Here is a 19755-nt window from a genome sequence, read left to right as displayed (position 1 = left end):
ACATGAGCGCCATCGTTGACATCATCGGCAGGGAAGTTTTAGATTCACGCGGTAACCCCACCGTTGAGTGTGATGTACTGCTCGAATCTGGCGTGATGGGTCGCGCAGCAGTGCCTTCTGGCGCATCTACTGGATCACGTGAAGCAATTGAATTGCGTGATGGTGATAAAACGCGCTATTTAGGTAAAGGTGTTTTGAAAGCCGTTCAGAACATCAATATCGAAATTGCTGAATCGATTCTGGGCCTTGATGCTTCAGAGCAAGCTTTTCTAGATCACACCTTAATTCAATTGGATGGCACACCCAATAAGGCGCGCTTGGGTGCTAACGCTACTCTTGCGGTATCTATGGCCGTTGCGAGAGCAGCCGCCGAAGAAGCTGGCCTGCCTTTATATCGTTATTTTGGTGGCTCTGGCTCTATGCAGCTCCCAGTACCCATGATGAATATCGTGAATGGTGGTGCGCACGCCAACAACAGTCTAGATATTCAAGAATTCATGATCATGCCGGTTGGTGCGAAAAGTTTTAGAGAAGCCTTGCGCTGTGGTGCGGAGATCTTTCATGAACTCAAAAAAATCATCGGCGCCCAAGGCATGCCGACCTCGGTGGGCGATGAGGGCGGCTTTGCCCCAAACTTCAAAAGCAATCATGAATGTTTAAGTACGATTCTCAAAGCGATTGAAGGGGCTGGATATGAAGCTGGCAATGACGTTTTACTGGCCTTAGATTGTGCTGCTAGCGAGTTTTACAAGGATGGTAAATATCAATTGGCGGGTGAAGGTTTGCAGCTTTCCTCAAGCGAGTTCTCCGACTACCTTGGTCAGCTCGCCGATCAATTTCCGATCGTGTCGATCGAAGATGGTATGCATGAAAGCGATTGGGATGGATGGGCAGACATTACCCGCAAGCTTGGCAAAAAGATTCAACTGGTGGGCGATGATCTCTTTGTTACCAATACCAAAATTTTGCAGGAGGGGATCGATAAAGGTATTGCCAATTCCATTTTAATTAAGATCAATCAAATCGGCACTTTAACTGAAACCTTTGCTGCCATCGAAATGGCCAAGCGTGCCAATTACACGTCGGTCATCTCGCATCGCTCTGGCGAAACTGAAGATAGTACGATTGCGGATATTGCAGTTGGTACCAATGCTGGTCAGATTAAGACGGGATCACTTTCTCGCTCAGACCGCATCGCTAAATACAATCAATTACTCCGCATTGAAGAAGATTTAGGCGATGTTTCCAGCTATCCAGGTAAATCTGTTTTCTATAATCTCAAGCGATAGTTCAATAAGTCTCCTGATACGACCATGCGCATTATTGTTTATTCCATGTTGGTATTGCTTCTGGTAATTCAATATCCGCTATGGTTAGGTAAGGGTGGCTGGCTTAAGGTTTATGAGATGGAGAAGCAACTTCAACTCCAACAGGCTAAGAATGGCGCTTTAGCGCTGCGCAACGCTAAGCTTGCTGGCGATGTTGCCGACTTAAAAGATGGTACTCGGGCAATTGAAGAGCGTGCCCGTGTAGAACACGGCATGATCAAGGAAGGCGAGTTTTTTGTGCAAATTCTGCCAAAAGAGGCAGTTACACCAAATCAAGACTCGGCAGATGGCATAAAAGCTAGTAAAAGCAAATAGTCTTTAATGCCCGCTGGATGGTGGACGGGTAGCATCACTCAGAGAGCTAGTACTGAACACTTGGCGACAGTCAACGGCATCAAACTCGTATTGCTTACCGCAAAAATCACAAGCGGTTTCTACCTTGCCTTGTTCAGTCAAAATGCTCTCCACTTCATCCTCGCCCAACATTCTCAGAATATCTGCGACTTTAGTCCGAGAGCAGCGACAAGCAAACTGAATGGGTCTGCTCGGAAAGCTGCGTACGCCATAGTGCGATGACTCTTCTAAAAAAAGGCGACGTAGGATTGTTTCTGGGGGCAGTGTTAAAAGCTCCTCATCAGTAATGGTCTCACCGAGTGCCTGAATGCGGGTCCAGCCTTCTGACGCAGTATGGGGATCCAAATGAGCGTGACCACCAGAATCAGGTAAACGTTGCAAGAGTAGGCCGCCCACCTGAGAAGCATTGGAGGCCAACCAAATTCGGGTATCCAATTGTTCAGAATTTTGCATGTAGAGGCTAATGGCCTGCGATACGCTTTCAACTGGCCTTATTACTGCACCTTGATGGTCTTGCAAGGCCACAATGCCTTGATATGGGGGGTTGCCGGCTTGACGGTCAGCTGGATCAAGCGTAATGACCAATCGGCCACTGTTGCTGGCGTCTAGCATGTGAGCAAGGCTGGCATCATCTGGAATTTCAGAGGGATCTACGGACAGTTTGACCGTAGCACGCATGGATAGATCGGATTTGCATTCGACTACTAGCAAGGAGATTGGTCCAAGACTTTGGGCTTGAATAATGAGGGTTCCATCGAACTTGAGGCTAGCACTTAGCAGGGTGGCTGCAGCAACAAAATCACCCAATACCTTACGAACCGCAGGAGGATCATTGCGTCTCTCTAGAATGGCCTGCCAGGCAGTGCCAATCGAGACAATTTCACCCCGGACAGGGGCGCCATCACACATAAATACAAGAAGTTCATTCATACCCTAAAGTATCCACGTTTTTCAGAATTGTTCAGATTAAGCCTGACCTGAGATAATAGGGATTATGCAAATTCGTACACGTTTCGCCCCTAGTCCAACGGGCTTTATTCACTTGGGTAATCTTCGTAGCGCTCTATATCCTTGGGCTTTTGCTCGCCATCACCACGGTGACTTCATATTAAGAATTGAGGATACCGATGTAGAGAGGTCAACCCAAGAATCAGTCGATGTGATTCTCGAAGGTATGGCTTGGTTAGGTTTGGATATTGATGAAGGGCCAATCTACCAGATGCAGCGCATTGATCGTTATCGCGAAGTGATTAAGCAAATGCTCGATCGTGGTTTGGCTTATCCCTGTTATATGAGTGAGGACGAGCTCAATCGTTTGCGTGATCTGCAAATGGCAAATAAAGAGAAGCCCCGCTATAACGGCTTATGGCGTCCAGAGCCCGGCAAAACACTTCCCGCTATTCCACCCGATATTTCTCCAGTGATCCGGTTTAAAAATCCTATTGGGGGCTCCGTCATTTGGGAAGATGCCGTCAAAGGCAGAATTGAAATCAGCAATGATGAGCTAGATGATCTCGTAATCGCCAGACCGGATGGGACGCCAACCTATAATTTCTGTGTCGTTGTTGATGATCTTGATATGAAAATCACCCATGTAATACGAGGTGATGATCACGTGAATAACACGCCAAGGCAAATTAATATTCTCAAAGCGCTTGGCGCAAACCCACCGATCTACGCCCATCTACCGACCGTCTTAAATGACCAGGGCGAGAAAATGAGCAAACGCAGTGGCGCCATGAGTGTGCGCGATTACCAAAAAGAAGGCTATTTACCTGAAGCTATTTTGAACTACCTTGCTCGCTTAGGTTGGTCGCACGGTGACGCAGAGGTTTTCACTAAAGAGCAATTTGTCGCTTGGTTTGATCTTGCTAATCTTGGCAGATCTCCAGCCCAACATAATCCTGAAAAGTTACTTTGGCTTAATCATCACTATATTCAAGAGGCTGATCCAAAGTTATTAGCGGAGGCTGTCAGACCGTTCGCAGATGAACGTGGTATCGATATAGAGCAGGGTCCAAACTTTATTCAAGTGGTTTCCTTGTTAAAGGATAGAGCAAATACCTTAATTGAAATTGCAGAGGGTGCAAAACTGTTTTACTCGCCGGCACCTGAGCTAACAGCAGCTCAGATAGCCGAAAATATACCGAATGCGATTAAGCCCGTAATTCAAGACTTGATAGTGGCAATTGAACAAGCAGAGACTAGCAAGGAAGCTTATTCAGCCGCCTTCAAACAGGTGCTTGCAAAACACCAGTTAAAAATGCCGGCACTTGCCATGCCAGTGAGGTATGCCTTATTCGCCACTACCCAAACGCCTGCCATTGATTCGGTCTTGGTCGTTTTGGGTAAAGAAGAAAGCTTAAAACGCCTTGCTAAGGTTGCCAGCTAGGTAAATTGCCTCTCATGGACAAAATAGGATAAAATCTTGGATTGTTTTGATTGTCTTGTGGTTATTTTGCGAGATTTAGGGGGTATAGCTCAGCTGGGAGAGCGCTTGCATGGCATGCAAGAGGTCAGCGGTTCGATCCCGCTTATCTCCACCAATAAATCTGCGAGATAATCGTAGTGTTCCAGGTCCCCATCGTCTAGAGGCCTAGGACATCACCCTTTCACGGTGAGTACGGGGGTTCGAATCCCCCTGGGGACGCCAGATTTTCTGGTTGTAGCATAAGCTGTATTGGTATTACTTGATGTAATTTGGAGCGGTAGTTCAGTTGGTTAGAATATCTGCCTGTCACGCAGAGGGTCGCGGGTTCGAGTCCCGTCCGTTCCGCCAAATTCAATAAAAAAGCCCTTTTTAGAAGGGCTTTTTTACATTCCAATTCTGAGGAATTACTTTTTATTGTCTGTCGGCGAAGCGCTTAAATAATTAGAGCTATCAGTTGCGTTCGAACTAGCACTGTCTGAAGAGGCATTGGCTTTAGAGGAGCCTGTACCGCCTGATGTAACTGCATTGGATGGGCTTGTCTTGGCAGTGCTTGCTAAAGACGTTGTAGATGATGTTGAAGATTTACTTGTACCGCTTGAAGTGGTCGTTGAACCACTGGTTGAAGAGCTTGCAGAAGTAGCGCTCGTCTTACTAGCAGTCGAGCTAGTAGTGGCCGAAGCAGGCTTAGCCACTGAACTAGATACAGAAGAAGTGGTAGTTTTACTAGCGGCATTCAAGGCGGCTGTTTTTGCTGCTGCCTGTTGTTGGGCAAGTAAGGCAGCAGCAGCAGCCTTTTGGGCTGCAGTCTCTGTAACGGCTAATGCGCTGGAACCCATTGCTCCAATGGAAGCTACTAGTAATGCCGCAGATATAAATGAAATCGGTCTCATGATTGCTCCTAGTGCAAATTAGGCACTTCAAAATTGCCGCTTAGTCTTTCCAAGAGTATCAGAGTTTTGGCATGCACAGTACGAGCATCAAAAAGCTCATATTCCGCATCGCGAAATCGCAAAATTCCCTGGATGTTGTTTTTGCTCATTTTGGCTTGGTTATAAGCCTTAGTGGCTGACTCCAAACGCTCTTTTGCAGACTGGTATTGAAGATAAGTTTGATTAATCTCGGTTACGATTTTGGCCTTTGTTGCCATTAAGCTAACCTCAAGCTCAGCCTGACTGTTGGCAGCAGTGGTTACATCGGAATTCACCAGAAAACCATTACCCAGGGGGACGTTCAATAAAAAGCTAAAGGCTTGTTGAGTTCCATAGTTGATGCCGCTGGATGCATAAGAGGGGGTTTGGGTATAGTAAACGCCAGGTAAAAAATCAATATTTTTGCTTGCTTTGACTACCTCCAAATTGGCTGCTGCTGACTCAACAGCTGCCTGACCTGAAGCAATATCGGCTCGATTTTCTTGAGCGCGAGCAATTAAATCTTCCACTTTAAAGTTTTTTGCTTCTATATTTAAGGTGCCAACCGGCATGATCAGTTCGGAGCCTGTCTTGCCAACAAAATTGGCCATGCCATAGGAGTAGTACTTCAAATCGTTTGCAAGAACCTTTTGTGCAGCAATAAACTCTGCAGCCTGAGTAGATCCGCTAGCGCGATATTGATTTAGCGCATCGATAGCCTCTTGGTAGGACTGCCATAAGAGTTTGGTGCGTAGTGCGTCGATATAGTTAAATATCGCTTCAGTTTCAATTGCTTTGCCCTCCGTAATCATCTCAGCCAATTTGCGTTTGGCATCCGCTTGGGCTTGAGCCTCGCGTGCAGAGCGCTTTCCCCAGCCCTCTATTGTGACCATGGCGCCCAAAGTGTTGGAGGCGGGGTTGGTATAACCAGCATATGGAGCCTGGGTATACATACTGCCACGAGCATAGGTCAGAATCGGACTGAGATAGGGCATCCCAGCATCTTTAGCATTTGCGTCGGCAGAGGCAATATTCAGCCTGCGTATTTTGAGGTTGGCATTTTCTTCGTTTAGCTCGCTAAGGTAGTTGCCCAAACTGACGCTTCTATATTGGGTATTGCCTGCTTTGAAAGGGGGCAAGGACTGAGCATGGACCCCCGTTACAAAAAATGATGCGAATAGAAAGCTATAGATAGAGATAGAAATTTTTTTCATCTTCAATTAACTTCTAGAGCGATTCTTGATCACGAGATTAGGCGTGTCTACAGCAAGCCTATCAACGATCTTTTCTTTTTCAAGTGCCTGATTAATAAAATTATTGACCTCATTTGCGACCACTTCTCGTTCATTATCCACAGTGATCATGTGGTAAGAATTACCAAGCCAAATCATGCGGCAGGTTTCGGAGGAAATTCCTTTTAGGATCATTTCTGGATTCTTTGGCGATGCAGTTTCGTCATCAATTGCATGAATGATTAAAGTATCGGCCGTGATTGAACTGAGTTCTTTTTTAGTTGCCTTAATCAGCTCCAAGGACTGATAGAGGTGAACTGCTGGCAAGTGGGCAGCGCCAAGCTCGCTCACACTATTAGCCATGACCGCTTTTCGGATATGGCGTCTTAATTCAAGATTTTTGACGCCAAACGGCTCTCTTTCTTTGTAGTGCCAATTACGGATTCCCAACGCAAATACCAGGGCGAGGAAAGGGTGATACCAAGGCACAGCCCAACCATCGAATAAAAAAACGGGCGAGAGCGCAACTAGACTATGCACTTTGCTATTGCGAGCCGCAACCGCTAGGGCAAGTGTGGCGCCCATACTGAGCCCAACAACAGAAACAGAGTTATGCGATTGGGCAAGGTCAGTAATAAATTGGTCTACGCTATCGATCCACTCTTGATAGTTTGAAAGGCCTGTGTGTGCAGAGTAACCATGGATCTTGGGGACCGTATAGGTATGATTTGACTGTTTTAAGAGTCGGGGAATCGCCCCCATTTCCAGTTCTGATCCGCAGAGGCCTGGCAATAAAACTACCGCATGGCCTGAATTACCTTGATAGAATGTCTCGTATCGGTCTGTTTGCTCGGCTATGGATGTCATTGAGTCGAATTAGATGCCTTTTAATTAATTACGCCATTATTACTTATGCAGATTAAGAATTCGAAACGGTGGGCCCATTCCGGTATTCAAGCCTATTTTTTTGCAATATTCGGCGTTTTTGTCGCTTTTAGCATACGGTATAGCCTGCATGACTTCTTGCAGGGCAATATTCCAATGACCTTTTTTATCCTCAACACCATCATCATTGCCTTGTTTTATGGCTTCATCCCCAGCCTGTTGACGATTTTTCTTTCTGTACCAATTGCCTTTTTCTTCTTTGTGCCGCCATTTGATTCTTATGACATGCCAACGCCACAAGACGGCTTTGTTTTTATTTCTTATATTTTGATCGCGTTTATCGCCGTTGCGATTGTGGAATGGCTCCAGCGAGAGCGCTACAAGGCTGTTCTGATCTCTAAAGTGAGTGATAGTAACTTTCGCCTTTTGACTCAAGCCAGCCTCTCCCTCAAGAAAGCACGCGAGCTGGAAGTGCGCGATTAAAGGGGTTCAAACCTCGATATCTGGTAAATCTTGGCAAATTCCGGCTTCCTATGGGAGAATATCGTGATGAAGTCTTTACTAGCGATCCTGATTGGCATTTCTATGTCCATTGCAGCCCAAGCGGCTGGCTTTGGCTATGATCCCTTTGCTGGTAAATCGCCGACTTCTGCCGGAGGTAGCACCAGCCGTCCTTCGGGGCCTGCAAGTCAGCCTGTAAAACCTGCCCCCACAGCCCCAGTTTCTCCTGGAGCTCAACCTGTGAAATCAAAGCAGGGACCTGCTATTCCGGCTACTCCAGCTGCAAAAAATTAATTCGTTTTAACGCTTGTTTTGCTTTGCTGTGTTTTAGGTGCTTTGTTGGCGCTGAGATATAAAGGCTCTACTGCGGGTATCAATGCGTTTAATTGTTCAATTCTGGTTTCGCCAGATGGATGGGTAGATAAAAACTCTGGTGGATTTTTGCCCTGAGTAGCTTTGAGCATTTTCTCCCATACGGTAATAGCAGCATGTGGGTCATATCCTGCCCGCGCTGCTAATTCAAGTCCGATCGCGTCTGCCTCGGACTCATTTTGCCTTGAATTAGGCAGTACCAAGGCATATTGCGCGAGCTGATTTGCTGCATTGATCCCTGTGGCGTAATTTGCGCCTGCGACCGCAAGAGCGACGTTAGTTAGTGCACTTTGCGTCATTGCCTCAGACATGCGTTCTCGACCATGCTCACGAAGAGCATGCGCCATCTCATGTCCCATGATGGCTGCTATTTCAGCATCATTTAAATTAAGCTGTTCAATGATGCCCGTGTAGAAGGTAATTTTTCCGCCTGGCGCGCAGCTTGCGTTGAGGGTGGGGGATTGAATCAAACTCAGCTGCCAATCCCATGTTCGGGTGTCATCCCGAAATACTACTGTTTGGGGAATTAACCTATCAGCAACATTTTTTAGGCGATCGTAGGTTGGGCCTGAAGTAATCAAGGCATTCTTTTGCTTGGCTTTTTTATTCTGCTCCTCGAAGTCGGCGGCCGACAATTTATTGACATCAGCAGAAGAGACCACCATGAATTGTGAGCGATTAATTCCTACTGCGCCTGGTCTAGTTGTATTGGCGCATGCCATTAGACATGTAATAAAAATGAGGCTTATAAAAAGCCTCATGAGAGATTGCCTTAATTGCATCTACTACGAATTATTTCTTGGATTGGGTAATTGAAGCAACCATAGCATCGGTATAAACAACTTTAACTTGTTCGCCCACATTGACATCATTGAGCAAAGCTGGATTCGTAACGCTCACTGTGGTTACTTTCCCACTTGGCCCTTTTACCGACACGAGTTTGTTTTCACGATCTACTGCAACAATGTCAGCAATGATAGTGGTTTTATTGGTCAGCCTCTCAGAGGGCTTGTCGCCACTAGTTTGTGACATGGTGGTGGTTTCTACTTTGCTGCGAACGCCATCACTTTTTGTTTTAATTAAATCAATGGCAACGCCTAATTCATAGGTCATACTCAGGTGATCGCCTTTCTTGATCTGATCAAAGTTCTTGATATCAGGGCCCGCTACAAACTTTGAAACTCCATCTTTATTTTTAAATGTGATCGTTCTGCTTTTGGAATTAACGCCAATGACATCACCTTCAAATAATTGATAATGGTTTTGGGTCACAGCCGCATCGATCTCCATAGGCTTGTCAGCAGGGGCAGGGGGCTGACTAAATGCCAAGGACGTAAAAAGACATGTCGATGCCAATAAGAGGGTAAGTGGGTGTTGATCGGCTTTCATAAAATTCCTTATGGGAAACATGTAGATATATTTAGATCTTAGCGCATTTCAGTCCCGACCTTTTTAAGTGGAATGGCTTTATTTGATAAGATCAGGACTACTCTAACGCCTATTTTTAAAGGTTCTTATGATCCGCTTTGCCGCTAATCTCACCATGCTGTTTACTGAATTTCCTTTTATTGAGCGGTTTGAGCAAGCTTCAAAAGCAGGATTTAAGGCCGTTGAGTTCCTGTTTCCCTATGGCATACCTGCAGAGGAAATTAAGGCGAAGCTGGATCAATACCATTTAAAACTGGTACTCCATAACTTACCCGCTGGTAATTGGGATGGTGGGGAGAGAGGTATTGCTTGTTTACCTGATCGCATCGAGGAATTTAAGACTGGGGTTGCCGAGGCTATTCGCTATGCCGGGATTTTGGGCGTGGAGCAGTTAAATTGCCTTGCTGGTAAAGTCCCTGCTGGTGTTGACCACAGCCTGCTACATCAAACTTTTGTTAGCAATCTTCGTTACGCAGCTGCTGAGCTCAAAAAGCATCACCTCAAATTACTCGTTGAGCCAATCAATCAATACGATATCCCTGGCTTTTACTTGTGCAGCACTCAGCAAGCCATCAGCATTTTGGATGAGGTAGGCGCAGATAATCTTTTCCTTCAATACGATATTTATCATGCTCAACGCATGGAAGGGGAGTTAGCTAATACCATCACAAAATACTTTCATCGCATTGCACACATGCAATTAGCAGATAACCCTGGGCGAAATGAGCCTGGAACCGGTGAAATTAACTACCCTTATTTATTTCGTTTTCTTGAAAAAATCGGATACACAGGTTGGGTTGGTTGCGAATATAAGCCAGCCAGTGACACCTTAAGCGGTCTGAGCTGGATGACTGAACAGTTGAAGTAGTTTTATCCCTTCATAACCTGTTGCAGTGCACTATAGATATTCCAGTTATTTACTAGGTGTTTTCGCTAGGCATTGACCTAAATCAATAAATAAACCAGTACAAATCATATTTAATAGAACTGCAGTGGGGATTAAACCCCTGCAGTACTGAGTATGAATAATAAAAACTAGGCACATTGCCTCTGGGACAAATTTATTTAAAGGGTTGTTTATATGAAAATTTATCAAGCGATTAATAAGGTGCCAGGCGGATTGATGGTCGTACCATTGTTTATCGGTATGCTCCTGAATACGTTTGCACCAAATGCCATGAAGATTGGCGGCTTCACTCAAGCGCTGACCAATCAAGGTTATCCAACCTTTTTAGCGATGTACCTCTTTACTGTTGGTACCAAAATGACTTTAAACGCAGCGCCAACCATGCTCAAGCGTGGCTTTGGCATCTTGTTTGCAAAAGTTGGTATTGCCATCGCAGTAGCACTCAGTATTGCCCACTTCTTTAATGGCGACATCATTGGCCTAACAACTCTAGCCGTATTAGCAGCCATGAATGATACAAATGGGGGCATGTTCCTTGCCCTTACTAGTACCTTTGGAAACAAAGAAGATGCTGGAACCTATGTGCCACAAAGTATCGAAACAGGACCATTCCTTACCATGTTGGTTCTCGTTGGCGCAGGCTTAGCTGTGATTCCTTGGTTAACCATGTTCTCCGTTATTGCACCAATTATTGCTGGTGCGATCCTCGGCAATCTTGACTCAGATTTACGTGATTTCTTCGGCAAGCATGAGCCAATCATCATTCCTTTTATGGCCTTCACACTAGGTCAGGGCATCAATCTTTCAGCAGTAACCACAGCTGGCATTCCTGGAATTTTGTTAGGTTTGTCTGTATTAGTGATTACGGGGATTGTTTGCATCCTAGCTGATCGATTACTCGGTGGCTCTGGAGTTGCTGGTGCGGCTGCGTCAAGTACCGCAGGTAACGCAACTGGTACGCCTCAAGCCGTTGCTCTAGCCGACCCCACATTTGCTGCGATTGCTCCAATTGCAACCATCCAAGTGGCAGCATCTGTCATTGTTACAGCCGTCTTGACGCCGATTTTGACAGCATTCATCTATCGCCAAAACAAAAAGAAAGCCGAATCTCAATAAGTCCATCTTACCTGGTGATTCATGGGCGCAAGACTAACCATCTTGCGCTTTTTTCATGCGCTTATTTGGTCTATGGCACTAGAATAATGGGTCTTGAGCAGATTTTTTCTCCACAATTTATAAGAGGTTTTTAGAAATGAGTAATACATTAAAGTTGGGCTTTGTTGGTTTGGGCATCATGGGTGCGCCTATGGCTGGACACTTAATTAAAGCTGGGCATGAGGTATTTGTATGCACTAGAAGCAAGGTACCAGCAGACATTGCTCAATCCAATGCAACTCAATGCAAAACTCCGGCTGAAGTTGCTCAACATGCCGATATTATTTTTACGATGGTACCTGACACACCAGATGTAGAAAAAGTATTGTTTGGTGATCACGGTATTGCTTCTGGCTTGTCTAAAGGCAAGGTTGTTGTAGACATGAGCTCAATCTCTCCAATTCAGACTAAAGAATTCGCTAAGAAGATCAATGCGCTTGGCTGTGACTATTTAGATGCACCTGTTTCCGGTGGCGAGCTTGGCGCTAAAAATGCAACCCTGTCCATCATGGTGGGTGGCGACGAAGCTGTATTTGAACGCATCAAGCCCGTTTTTGAACTCATGGGTAAAAATATTAATCTGGTTGGCGGGAATGGCGATGGCCAAACTGCTAAAGTCGCCAATCAAATTATTGTTGCCCTGAATATTGAGGCCGTTGGTGAGGCGCTCTTGTTTGCAGCAAAAGCAGGTGCTGATCCAGCTAAGGTTCGCCAAGCTCTGATGGGTGGTTTTGCTAGCTCCAAAATTTTGGAAGTCCATGGCGAACGTATGGTTAAGAGAACCTTTGATCCTGGCTTTCGCATTGAGCTCCATCAAAAGGATTTGAATTTAGCCCTCAATAGCGCTAAAGAGTTAGGTGTTTCTTTGCCAAATACCGCTACCGCTCAAGCCTTGTTTAATTCCTGCGCAGCCTATGGCGGAAAAGCTTGGGATCACTCTGCAATGGTGAAGGCCTTAGAAAAACTGGCTAACTTTGAAATCGGTCAAAAAGCGTAATGGTTTGTTTACTAGATAAGTGATGCCATCTACTCTCGTTGTGTATTTGCATGGCTTTCGCTCATCACCCAGATCGAGTAAGGCCGTTATGACAGGGCAGGGGATTGAAGTCATCTCATCCCCTGAACACCCCTATGAGTGGTACTGTCCTCAATTACTAGCCTCACCAAAACTCAGCATGGAGATGGTGACCCAGCATATTGATGACAGTAGTGCAGACCGATTGGTCATTATTGGTTCATCCTTAGGGGGCTTTTATGCCAATTATCTGGCTGAGAAATACCAAGCGAAAGCAGTTGTCCTGAATCCTGCAGTCTATGCCCCCAGAGAGCTGGCTCCCCATGTCGGAATGATGACAGCCTACGATAGTGATGAGCCATTTGATTTTCGGCCTGAATATATTGATGAGTTGAAAGCTCTGCAAGTAGCTCAGATTACTCGACCAGATCGATATTTTTTAATTGCAGCGAAGGGCGATGAGCTTTTGGATTGGCGAGAAATGGTCAATTTTTATCCCGGTGCTAGCCAATTAGTTCTTGAGGGTAGCGATCATGGCATCTCCGAATACGCAGAGTATTTGCCTGAAGTGATTCGGTTTATTGCAGCATAAACTTTCTCCAGGCAGTTTTATTGCTTAGGTCATGATTCTTCGGTAAGATGAATCAAACGACAGATGGCTAATACGCCATGGTCTAGAAAGGAGAGGTTGTGCTGAGCATTTTGAAATTAGATGCTGGGGGTATCCCTCAGTGCTGGGTCAATGCAGAAGAAGCTACCAAGCATTACGCTGATAACAGCGTGCTTTGGACTCTCGGTGACCCCATTCTCAAAATGCGCGGTGGCATCTCTCGCGCAACTGGGCTTCAATCCGTTATTGAATTGCACTCCATTATTGCCGTCAAAGGTTCTGCCAAAATCAACCTTTTTGACGTTATTCCCGGCATTACTAAACGCAAGTTATTTCGTCGAGACAGGGGTTTATGTGCCTACTGTGGTGAGCGCATTCATGAGGGGGATGCTGAAGCTGAGCACATTGTCCCCAATAGTCGTGGCGGCAAATATTCCTGGATGAACCTCGTCATCTCTTGCAGACCATGTAATCAAAAGAAGGGGAATCGCACCCCGGAAAATGCGGGGATGAGCTTACTTTATGCCCCATATATGCCAAGCCTGTATGAGGACATGATTCTGAAGGGCCGCAATATTCTTGCGGATCAAATGGATTTTTTGGCAGCAAACTTACCTAAAAATAGCCGCTTACTTGAAAGCCTTGAAAGTCCGGGCATCCACTGGGATTAAGATCCCTTAAGATCTTAGGTGTTTTGATTGTTGCTGCGATCTACCAGAGCACCCATCATCGAGTAGAGGGCTGCACCAGAGGTAGATACTGCAAATAAACCAGTGAATGCGATAAAAATGGGGAGTATTTCCCATTTATGACTCAAATGATAACTTCCGTATCCGACGGTGGTGTACATCTCACCAGCAAAGAAGAAGGTTTTAGCGCTATCTGGAAGCACCTCAAAAACCAAGCAAATATAAGTCCAGGTCATTATTTGTAATAAGTGGCTTAAAACAATCAGCATGACCGCTACAAAATAAGCCACGAAATTTCCCCCGTAAATATGGCGACTCTTCATTTTTTTATCGAGAGTATGAAATAAGGCAGCTATGGCTAAGACAATGAAACTATGAATAGCTAGTGTCAGAGCAGTAGCAAGAGCAATAATCCAGATGTCGCTGTTGCCTGATTCTTGTACGACTTGGGTATAGATTGTTTTAAAGCTATCCAAGGAGTGGAGTATTTCAATATTCATAGAGATTAATCTTGTTTGACATAATAATGATTATACGCAAATTAAAGGGATGATCAATTAGCACGATATGGCTTAGGGCCGCCTGGATATGGCTCTTTGTAGAGCTTTTGCCAACGTGATGACAAACCTTCCACAATCCATGGATGATCATATTGGACAGCCATATCAATGGCGCTGTAGCCCAAAGAATTACGTAGCTTTAAATCGGCACCTTGATCGAGCAGGTACTTAACAACATATTCATTGCCAGACATAGCCGCCATCATTAAGGGTGTACTACCATTAGGGCTGGTGGTATTCACTTCAGCCCCGTGCTGCACAAGGTATTTGGCCACTTCAAGCTGACCTTTTGAGCAGGCATACATCAAGGGATTCCAGCCGCTTTTATTGACATCAGCCTTACTTTTCTCAACCAGCGCCTTCACCATTTCAAGATCGCCATCAATTGACGCCATCATTAGCGGTGTTTCTCCATTGGAATTGGGCTTGTTTACCTCAATACTCGCGTTTGATAGCAAATAATCAAAGACTTTTAGGGACTTATCCTTAACCGCCAAGACCAACATGGGTTCGCCTTTAGGGTCTACAGTATTGACGCTAACACCAGCGTTAACAAGGGACTTCACCTCAGAAATGTCATCAAACTTGGCTGCTTTAGTGAAATCGGTAATCTGGGATGGTGTTTGAGCTCTTGCAAGCCCAAATAATGAAAAGGCGATATAAATAATGAAGATAAAAAATCTAAAGTAATTTTTCAAGAATATTCTCTATCTATCTGAAAACATTCAAAGAAATTATCAGAAGTTTGTTTGGCCAATTGATCAACAGAAACACCCTTTAAATCAGCCACAAACTCACCAACGTGGGCAACCCATGCAGGCTCATTGGTTTTTCCACGATATGGAGTTGGGGCTAGATATGGTGAATCCGTCTCAATCAATAATTTATCAAGGGGTACTTGACGACAAGTCTCTTGTAGATCCTTTGCGCTTTTAAAAGTCACAATGCCTGAAAAAGAGATAAAAAAGCCCATTTTTATAGCTGCTTGAGCTACTTCCAGGCTCTCTGTAAAGCAGTGCATTACCCCGCCAATCTGACTAGCGCCCTCCTCTTCAAGAATTCTGAGAGTGTCTTCAGAGGCAGAGCGAGTATGAATGATGAGTGGGCGTCTAGAGGCAATAGCGGCCCGTATATGGGTTCTAAAACGTTCACGCTGCCATTCCATTGACTCATAGCTCCGGTCGCCCATTCGGTAGTAATCTAGGCCAGTTTCGCCGATGGCAACAATCTTAGGATGCTTGGCAGTCTCGACTAAAAATTCAAAACTAGGCTCTGGAGTGTCCTCATAGTCTGGATGAACCCCAACCGAAGCATAGAGATGAGGATAGTCTTCAGCCAGCTTAAGTACCTTGGGAAAGTCAGGCAGGTCGACTGAAACACATAAGGCATGCTTCACATAGGCTTTTTCCATGTTTCCCAGAACCTCAGGCAATCTAGACTGAAACTCAGGAAAATCGAGATGGCAATGTGAGTCTATAAACATGGGTTTGAATTTTAATCTTCAAAGATCTGCTGGTAGTTAGAAAGCAAAGCTTCTAGCTGAATCCGATTTGCTAGAGGGTGGTTTTCATGACGACGGGTAATTGTTAAGAGTTTCCAAAAGCGAAGCAATTTATCCAGGCGGGCCTGTTTACTGAGGGTGAGAAGCTGCGTTTGATGCTTGGGAAAATAGCGCGCATTGCCTCCTTCCACCACTGCTAATAAATCGGCAACCCAACGTTGCGCTGAGGTGAGCAAGGGGCCCATTTGTGATTTATGAATTTTTTCAGCGATTTCTAAAGAATGAATGCGTCCCCCTTGCGATAAACCCTGTAGCAAAACTCTCGATGCCTGAATAGAAATAGAGAGCTCATCCTTATCGTCTTGATGATGTCTGGCCAGCAAGGAGTTCAATACAGAGAATGGCGCACCACCCTGCTCGTCATAGATTGATTCGAGCTCATCTTCATTTAACTTAGCACCAGTAGCCAAAGGTACTTGAACTCTTAACCAAGCCAAACCAGTCTCGCGATCTGGTCTTGGGGCAGCGATCAAGCGACAACGAGAGCGGATAGTGGGAAGCACCCTTTCTAGGCGATCAGCGAGCAGCAGAAAAATCGTCTGAGCAGGCGGCTCTTCCAAAGACTTGAGTAAGGTGTTAGCAGAGTCTGGTCGAAGGGACTCTAATGGATAAATCAAGATCACTCGATTGCCACCCCTGTGCGCTCCGATGGAGAGCCCTTCGATTGCCTTACGCGTATTTTCAATCGTGACATTTTTCTTTGCTTTTTTATCTGACGCTTCATCATCATCAGCACTAGCTATTTTTTTCTTTGGCGCCTCTGCATCAAAATCAAAATCACCTTTAGGCAATCTTTTCAGATGTGTTTCGGGCACTAAGGCGATAAAGTCAGGGTGATTACCAGAATCAAACCAATGGCACGCCTCGCAGCTATTGCAGGGTTTTGTGCTTAAGGTGGATTCACAAAGTAGTGCCTTTGCTAACTCAATCGCTAACTCAAACTTCCCAATACCGGGTTGACCATGAAATAAAACCGCATGCGGAAAATGATTTAAATCCACACTACCCCATAGTGGCTCGAGCCAAGGTGGGATATTAGGTCTTGTTACATCCGATTTAGATGATGAATTAAGCATGAACTAGATTGGTAAAGAGAGCAGCTCGAGGCCCTGCCAAATCACATCCTGAGTTTGAGTTGCATCAACAATGTGAAAACGATTCATATCTGCTTTAGCACGACGCAGATACTCTTGACGAACACGCTCAAAGAAATCAAGGTCCATTTGCTCAAATTTATCAGGTGTGCGCACTTTAGAGCGACGCGCCTCAGCAATCGATCCTGGTAGATCAAACAAGATGGTGAGATTGGGCTGCAAAATGGTTTGATTTTGTTTACCTTGTACCCACTGCTCAAGCGCATTTAATTTATCAATACTTAGACCTCGCCCTCCGCCTTGATAGGCAAAGCTAGCATCCGTGAAACGATCGGAGATCACAATCTTTCCGGCCAACAAAGCTGGCTCAATGATTTGAACTAAGTGCTCGCGCCGCGCCGCAAACATCAGCAAAGCTTCAGTCTCCAAATTCATTGGAGCATTCAGAAGCAACTGGCGTAATTGTTCGCCTAGTTCAGTTCCACCAGGCTCCCTAGTCAGTACAATTTTGCGCTCAGGAAAACGTTGTTTCAGAAGATTGGCAAAGGCATCAATATGCGTACTCTTCCCTGCCCCATCGATACCTTCGAAGCTAATGAAATATCCTGGATAAGAGGCAGTAGTCATATCAATTAATGTGGCGAGTTTTGCAATGATTTTTTGCGTTGATATTGATCAACCGCTGCCTCATGTTCAGAGAGCGTCGCAGAGAAATGGCTACTGCCATCCCCTTTCGCCACGAAGAAAAGTGCCTTGCTATTGGAAGGTGTAACGGCTGCCAGCAAAGACTCCTTGCTTGGCATCGAAATCGGCGTAGGGGGTAGACCTTTGTGCATATAGGTATTGTAGGGACTGTTTCGGGTCAGGTCGGTTTTACGCAGATTGCCATCAAATTTAGGGCCAATCCCGTAAATCACCGATGGGTCCGTCTGCAGTTTCATTCCTAGCTTGAGGCGGTTTAAAAATACTGCAGCAATTAAATTGCGATCACTAGCCCTGCCGGTCTCTTTCTCAATAATCGAAGCCAATATGAGGAGCTCATAAGGCGTCTTCAGTGGGCTACTTGCAGTCTTTTCGGACCAAGCGGATAAAAGCTGTTTTTGCATTGCTTGTGCTGCTCGCTGATAAATCATGAGATCCATTTCATCTGGATCGAACACATAGGTATCGGGAAAAAATGCCCCCTCCAAACTTGGGTAAGTTAAATGCAATTGAGCGAGCAACTCTCTAGAACTCATTGACCGGGTTTGATGATTCAAAGCAGGATGCGCATCGATTAATGCCCTCACCTGCCAAATAGTCATGCCTGGGATAATTGAAACGCTCTCACGCACCCGATCGCCCCTAGCCATTTGTAACAAAATCTTTCCAAGTCCGGCATCTAGAGGAAAAAGATAGGTGCCCGGTTTGAGCCTTGAGCCGACAAATAGTGCTCGGGCACTGATGTGAAACGCCACAGGATTGACGGCAAGACCCTGATCTTGCATTTGCATCGCAATGGAATTGAGCCCAGATTTGGGTTGAATTTTGACTTTATAGCCTGAACCATCTGAAAAATTTGGATTTGCCGGAACAACAGTAATGAGGAATATCGCGGCATAAAAAAGGACTAATAAACCAATCAATGTGCCAAACAACCAGAACACCCATGTTGGTTGCTTTTTAAGGTTTAATAAATTCATTTTCTGAAATTTTTGACTCATCACGCTATGATAAAAGCGTGAACCCTATTTCAACTACAAAAACAGACAACTCAGCTCTCTGGGAGAGCACCCCCTTATCCGATTGGGGCCTTATTCTGGTCGAGGGACCTGATTCAGAGCAATTCCTGCAAAACCAGCTCACCAATTCCGTTCAAGGCTTAGAGTCGGCCAAAGGCAGTCAAGTTGCTCATGGCAGTGCTCAAGTTCGTTTGGTGGGCTACTGTAGCCCCAAAGGCCGCTTATTGGCCAGCGCATGGTTACTCTTGCAGGCAAATACAGAGGGCGGAGAGGAAATTAAGCGGTATTGGCTATTGATCTCCAGAGATATTGCGGCAAGTACCGCAAAGCGACTGAGCATGTATGTGTTGCGATCTAGACTGACTGTTAAAGATGTTTCGGATAGCTGGGAGGTAGAGAGTCACCTAATATGCGATGCTAAAACACCATACCAAGGTAATCCTGATGAAATTTCCCTGCAACTACCTTCGGTTACAGTAGATGGAGATATTTTTGAGCGCATTATTTCTGCCCGACCAAAACAGCCCGATCTCAATACCCATAAGCAAAGCAAAAATTTAGAACTCTGGAATGATCTGGAGGTATTAAGTGGCATACCCAGAATTGTGATGGCAACCCAAGAGCAGTTTGTGCCTCAAATGATCAATTTTGAATCTGTTGCAGGTATCGATTTCAAAAAGGGTTGTTATCCAGGACAAGAAATCGTAGCGAGGAGCCAATATCGGGGCGCAATCAAGAGACGTCTTCATTTAGCTCGGCTTCTAGATCACGATCTAGACACTGTCGCCTATGCCCCTGGCACAGAAGTTTTTCAATCTCAAGACCCAAACCAACCAGCCGGTATGGTTGTGCTTTCTGCAAAAAACCCATTTGCACCCTCCAGGATTGATCTGCAAATAGAGATAAAGCTAGAGGCGCTCGAAAATGGGGATATCCATTTGGGAAGTATCGATGGGCCTGTGTTAAAAATAGACTCGTTGCCTTACCCTTTGATCGAAATCTAA

Annotated in this window: 23 protein-coding genes and 3 tRNA genes; 15 read left to right on the top strand and 11 right to left on the bottom strand. The window is 45.3% G+C overall.

Features of this window, described 5'->3' with window-relative positions:
- The first annotated feature begins 2 nt into the window (after positions 1-2).
- The gene (gene eno / locus ICU98_RS04525) at positions 3-1289 is read left to right on the top strand and encodes a phosphopyruvate hydratase (RefSeq protein ID WP_215350808.1); all 1287 of its coding nucleotides are present in this window, start codon (positions 3-5) and stop codon (positions 1287-1289) included.
- A gap of 24 nt (positions 1290-1313) precedes the next feature.
- A complete protein-coding gene (ftsB, locus tag ICU98_RS04520; protein WP_215335634.1) occupies positions 1314-1643 on the top strand; it encodes a cell division protein FtsB in 330 nt (109 codons plus the stop codon).
- 3 nt (positions 1644-1646) lie between these two features.
- Here the strand turns inward: ftsB and ICU98_RS04515 are convergent, their stop codons facing one another.
- A complete protein-coding gene (locus tag ICU98_RS04515; protein WP_215350805.1) occupies positions 1647-2612 on the bottom strand; it encodes an Hsp33 family molecular chaperone HslO in 966 nt (321 codons plus the stop codon).
- A gap of 64 nt (positions 2613-2676) precedes the next feature.
- Here ICU98_RS04515 and gltX point away from each other — a divergent pair, with 64 nt between their 5' ends.
- From gltX to ICU98_RS04490, 5 genes are all read left to right on the top strand, one after another.
- A complete protein-coding gene (gene gltX, locus ICU98_RS04510) occupies positions 2677-4074 on the top strand; it encodes a glutamate--tRNA ligase (RefSeq protein ID WP_215350802.1) in 1398 nt (465 codons plus the stop codon).
- 78 nt (positions 4075-4152) lie between these two features.
- Positions 4153-4228 (top strand) — tRNA-Ala (locus tag ICU98_RS04505).
- A gap of 31 nt (positions 4229-4259) precedes the next feature.
- A tRNA-Glu gene (locus ICU98_RS04500) sits at positions 4260-4335 on the top strand.
- 49 nt (positions 4336-4384) lie between these two features.
- Positions 4385-4461: transfer RNA gene (locus ICU98_RS04495), tRNA-Asp, on the top strand.
- Positions 4462-4599: 138 nt separating this feature from the next.
- The gene (locus ICU98_RS04490) at positions 4600-5025 is read left to right on the top strand and encodes a hypothetical protein (RefSeq protein WP_215350799.1); all 426 of its coding nucleotides are present in this window, start codon (positions 4600-4602) and stop codon (positions 5023-5025) included.
- Here the strand turns inward: ICU98_RS04490 and ICU98_RS04485 are convergent.
- Both ICU98_RS04485 and ICU98_RS04480 read right to left on the bottom strand, forming a co-directional pair.
- Positions 5012-6235: a TolC family protein gene (locus ICU98_RS04485; protein ID WP_215353013.1), complete on the bottom strand. Its 1224-nt coding sequence runs from the start codon at positions 6233-6235 to the stop codon at positions 5012-5014. The two genes, ICU98_RS04490 and ICU98_RS04485, sit on opposite strands and share 14 nt — an antisense overlap.
- Positions 6236-6241: 6 nt before the next feature.
- The gene (locus ICU98_RS04480) at positions 6242-7120 is read right to left on the bottom strand and encodes a carboxylesterase (protein ID WP_215353011.1); all 879 of its coding nucleotides are present in this window, start codon (positions 7118-7120) and stop codon (positions 6242-6244) included.
- Between the two features lie 45 nt (positions 7121-7165).
- On the opposite strand from ICU98_RS04480, the gene ICU98_RS04475 reads away from it, so the two are divergent.
- Both ICU98_RS04475 and ICU98_RS04470 read left to right on the top strand, forming a co-directional pair.
- Positions 7166-7621: a DUF4118 domain-containing protein gene (locus tag ICU98_RS04475; RefSeq protein ID WP_215353009.1), complete on the top strand. Its 456-nt coding sequence runs from the start codon at positions 7166-7168 to the stop codon at positions 7619-7621.
- Between the two features lie 66 nt (positions 7622-7687).
- On the top strand, positions 7688-7933 hold the full coding sequence (locus ICU98_RS04470) for a hypothetical protein (protein ID WP_215353007.1): 246 nt from the start codon (positions 7688-7690) through the stop codon (positions 7931-7933).
- On the opposite strand, the gene ICU98_RS04465 is transcribed toward ICU98_RS04470, so the two are convergent.
- Entirely contained in the window at positions 7930-8733 is an 804-nt protein-coding gene (locus ICU98_RS04465) for a M48 family metallopeptidase (protein ID WP_251365397.1), read from the bottom strand. The genes ICU98_RS04470 and ICU98_RS04465 overlap by 4 nt on opposite strands.
- Before the next feature lie 70 nt (positions 8734-8803).
- The gene (locus tag ICU98_RS04460) at positions 8804-9400 is read right to left on the bottom strand and encodes a hypothetical protein (RefSeq protein ID WP_215353005.1); all 597 of its coding nucleotides are present in this window, start codon (positions 9398-9400) and stop codon (positions 8804-8806) included.
- 127 nt (positions 9401-9527) lie between these two features.
- Here ICU98_RS04460 and hyi point away from each other — a divergent pair, with 127 nt between their 5' ends.
- The 5 genes from hyi to ICU98_RS04435 all read left to right on the top strand — a co-directional run bounded on the left by hyi (position 9528) and on the right by ICU98_RS04435 (position 13797).
- On the top strand, positions 9528-10307 hold the full coding sequence (hyi, locus tag ICU98_RS04455) for a hydroxypyruvate isomerase (RefSeq protein WP_215353003.1): 780 nt from the start codon (positions 9528-9530) through the stop codon (positions 10305-10307).
- A gap of 213 nt (positions 10308-10520) precedes the next feature.
- On the top strand, positions 10521-11462 hold the full coding sequence (locus ICU98_RS04450; RefSeq protein ID WP_215353001.1) for a 2-keto-3-deoxygluconate permease: 942 nt from the start codon (positions 10521-10523) through the stop codon (positions 11460-11462).
- Positions 11463-11598: 136 nt separating this feature from the next.
- Positions 11599-12498, top strand: coding sequence for a 2-hydroxy-3-oxopropionate reductase (gene glxR, locus ICU98_RS04445; RefSeq protein ID WP_215352999.1), 900 nt, complete (start codon positions 11599-11601; stop codon positions 12496-12498).
- 22 nt (positions 12499-12520) lie between these two features.
- A complete protein-coding gene (locus ICU98_RS04440) occupies positions 12521-13108 on the top strand; it encodes a YqiA/YcfP family alpha/beta fold hydrolase (RefSeq protein ID WP_215353101.1) in 588 nt (195 codons plus the stop codon).
- 98 nt (positions 13109-13206) lie between these two features.
- Entirely contained in the window at positions 13207-13797 is a 591-nt protein-coding gene (locus ICU98_RS04435) for an HNH endonuclease (protein WP_371818441.1), read from the top strand.
- A gap of 14 nt (positions 13798-13811) precedes the next feature.
- Here ICU98_RS04435 and ICU98_RS04430 read toward each other — a convergent pair whose 3' ends face one another.
- From ICU98_RS04430 to mltG, 6 genes are read right to left on the bottom strand one after another with little or no spacing between them, the layout of a single operon-like run.
- Positions 13812-14315, bottom strand: a complete 504-nt coding sequence (locus ICU98_RS04430; protein ID WP_215352997.1) for a transporter — start codon at positions 14313-14315, stop codon at positions 13812-13814.
- A gap of 53 nt (positions 14316-14368) precedes the next feature.
- Complete coding sequence (locus ICU98_RS04425; protein ID WP_251365396.1) at positions 14369-15073, bottom strand: ankyrin repeat domain-containing protein; 705 nt, start codon at positions 15071-15073, stop codon at positions 14369-14371.
- Positions 15070-15858 (bottom strand): TatD family hydrolase, encoded by a 789-nt coding sequence (locus ICU98_RS04420; RefSeq protein ID WP_215352995.1) that lies wholly within the window; start codon positions 15856-15858, stop codon positions 15070-15072. Before ICU98_RS04420 ends, ICU98_RS04425 begins: the two co-directional genes overlap by 4 nt.
- A gap of 11 nt (positions 15859-15869) precedes the next feature.
- The gene (locus ICU98_RS04415; RefSeq protein WP_215352994.1) at positions 15870-17012 is read right to left on the bottom strand and encodes a DNA polymerase III subunit delta'; all 1143 of its coding nucleotides are present in this window, start codon (positions 17010-17012) and stop codon (positions 15870-15872) included.
- A gap of 3 nt (positions 17013-17015) precedes the next feature.
- Positions 17016-17657: a dTMP kinase gene (gene tmk / locus ICU98_RS04410; protein WP_215352993.1), complete on the bottom strand. Its 642-nt coding sequence runs from the start codon at positions 17655-17657 to the stop codon at positions 17016-17018.
- Between the two features lie 5 nt (positions 17658-17662).
- Entirely contained in the window at positions 17663-18733 is a 1071-nt protein-coding gene (gene mltG / locus ICU98_RS04405) for an endolytic transglycosylase MltG (protein ID WP_215352992.1), read from the bottom strand.
- Positions 18734-18750: 17 nt separating this feature from the next.
- On the opposite strand from mltG, the gene ICU98_RS04400 reads away from it, so the two are divergent.
- Complete coding sequence (locus tag ICU98_RS04400; RefSeq protein ID WP_215352986.1) at positions 18751-19755, top strand: folate-binding protein YgfZ; 1005 nt, start codon at positions 18751-18753, stop codon at positions 19753-19755.

It is taken from the genome of Polynucleobacter sp. MWH-P3-07-1, assembly GCF_018687555.1.
Classification (GTDB): domain Bacteria; phylum Pseudomonadota; class Gammaproteobacteria; order Burkholderiales; family Burkholderiaceae; genus Polynucleobacter.
Note: the sequence above shows the minus strand (reverse complement) of the source record. Positions and strands in the feature narration are given on the sequence as shown.

Coding starts and splice junctions, on each gene's coding strand:
- eno (WP_215350808.1), top strand. CDS start 3: ATGAGCGCCATCGTTGACATCATCGGCAGGGAAGTTTTAGATTCACGC.
- ftsB (WP_215335634.1), top strand. CDS start 1,314: ATGCGCATTATTGTTTATTCCATGTTGGTATTGCTTCTGGTAATTCAA.
- ICU98_RS04515 (WP_215350805.1), bottom strand. CDS start 2,612: ATGAATGAACTTCTTGTATTTATGTGTGATGGCGCCCCTGTCCGGGGT.
- gltX (WP_215350802.1), top strand. CDS start 2,677: ATGCAAATTCGTACACGTTTCGCCCCTAGTCCAACGGGCTTTATTCAC.
- ICU98_RS04485 (WP_215353013.1), bottom strand. CDS start 6,235: ATGAAAAAAATTTCTATCTCTATCTATAGCTTTCTATTCGCATCATTT.
- ICU98_RS04480 (WP_215353011.1), bottom strand. CDS start 7,120: ATGACATCCATAGCCGAGCAAACAGACCGATACGAGACATTCTATCAA.
- ICU98_RS04475 (WP_215353009.1), top strand. CDS start 7,166: ATGCAGATTAAGAATTCGAAACGGTGGGCCCATTCCGGTATTCAAGCC.
- ICU98_RS04470 (WP_215353007.1), top strand. CDS start 7,688: ATGAAGTCTTTACTAGCGATCCTGATTGGCATTTCTATGTCCATTGCA.
- ICU98_RS04465 (WP_251365397.1), bottom strand. CDS start 8,733: ATGGCATGCGCCAATACAACTAGACCAGGCGCAGTAGGAATTAATCGC.
- ICU98_RS04460 (WP_215353005.1), bottom strand. CDS start 9,400: ATGAAAGCCGATCAACACCCACTTACCCTCTTATTGGCATCGACATGT.
- hyi (WP_215353003.1), top strand. CDS start 9,528: ATGATCCGCTTTGCCGCTAATCTCACCATGCTGTTTACTGAATTTCCT.
- ICU98_RS04450 (WP_215353001.1), top strand. CDS start 10,521: ATGAAAATTTATCAAGCGATTAATAAGGTGCCAGGCGGATTGATGGTC.
- glxR (WP_215352999.1), top strand. CDS start 11,599: ATGAGTAATACATTAAAGTTGGGCTTTGTTGGTTTGGGCATCATGGGT.
- ICU98_RS04440 (WP_215353101.1), top strand. CDS start 12,521: ATGCCATCTACTCTCGTTGTGTATTTGCATGGCTTTCGCTCATCACCC.
- ICU98_RS04430 (WP_215352997.1), bottom strand. CDS start 14,315: ATGAATATTGAAATACTCCACTCCTTGGATAGCTTTAAAACAATCTAT.
- ICU98_RS04420 (WP_215352995.1), bottom strand. CDS start 15,858: ATGTTTATAGACTCACATTGCCATCTCGATTTTCCTGAGTTTCAGTCT.
- ICU98_RS04415 (WP_215352994.1), bottom strand. CDS start 17,012: ATGCTTAATTCATCATCTAAATCGGATGTAACAAGACCTAATATCCCA.
- tmk (WP_215352993.1), bottom strand. CDS start 17,657: ATGACTACTGCCTCTTATCCAGGATATTTCATTAGCTTCGAAGGTATC.
- mltG (WP_215352992.1), bottom strand. CDS start 18,733: ATGAGTCAAAAATTTCAGAAAATGAATTTATTAAACCTTAAAAAGCAA.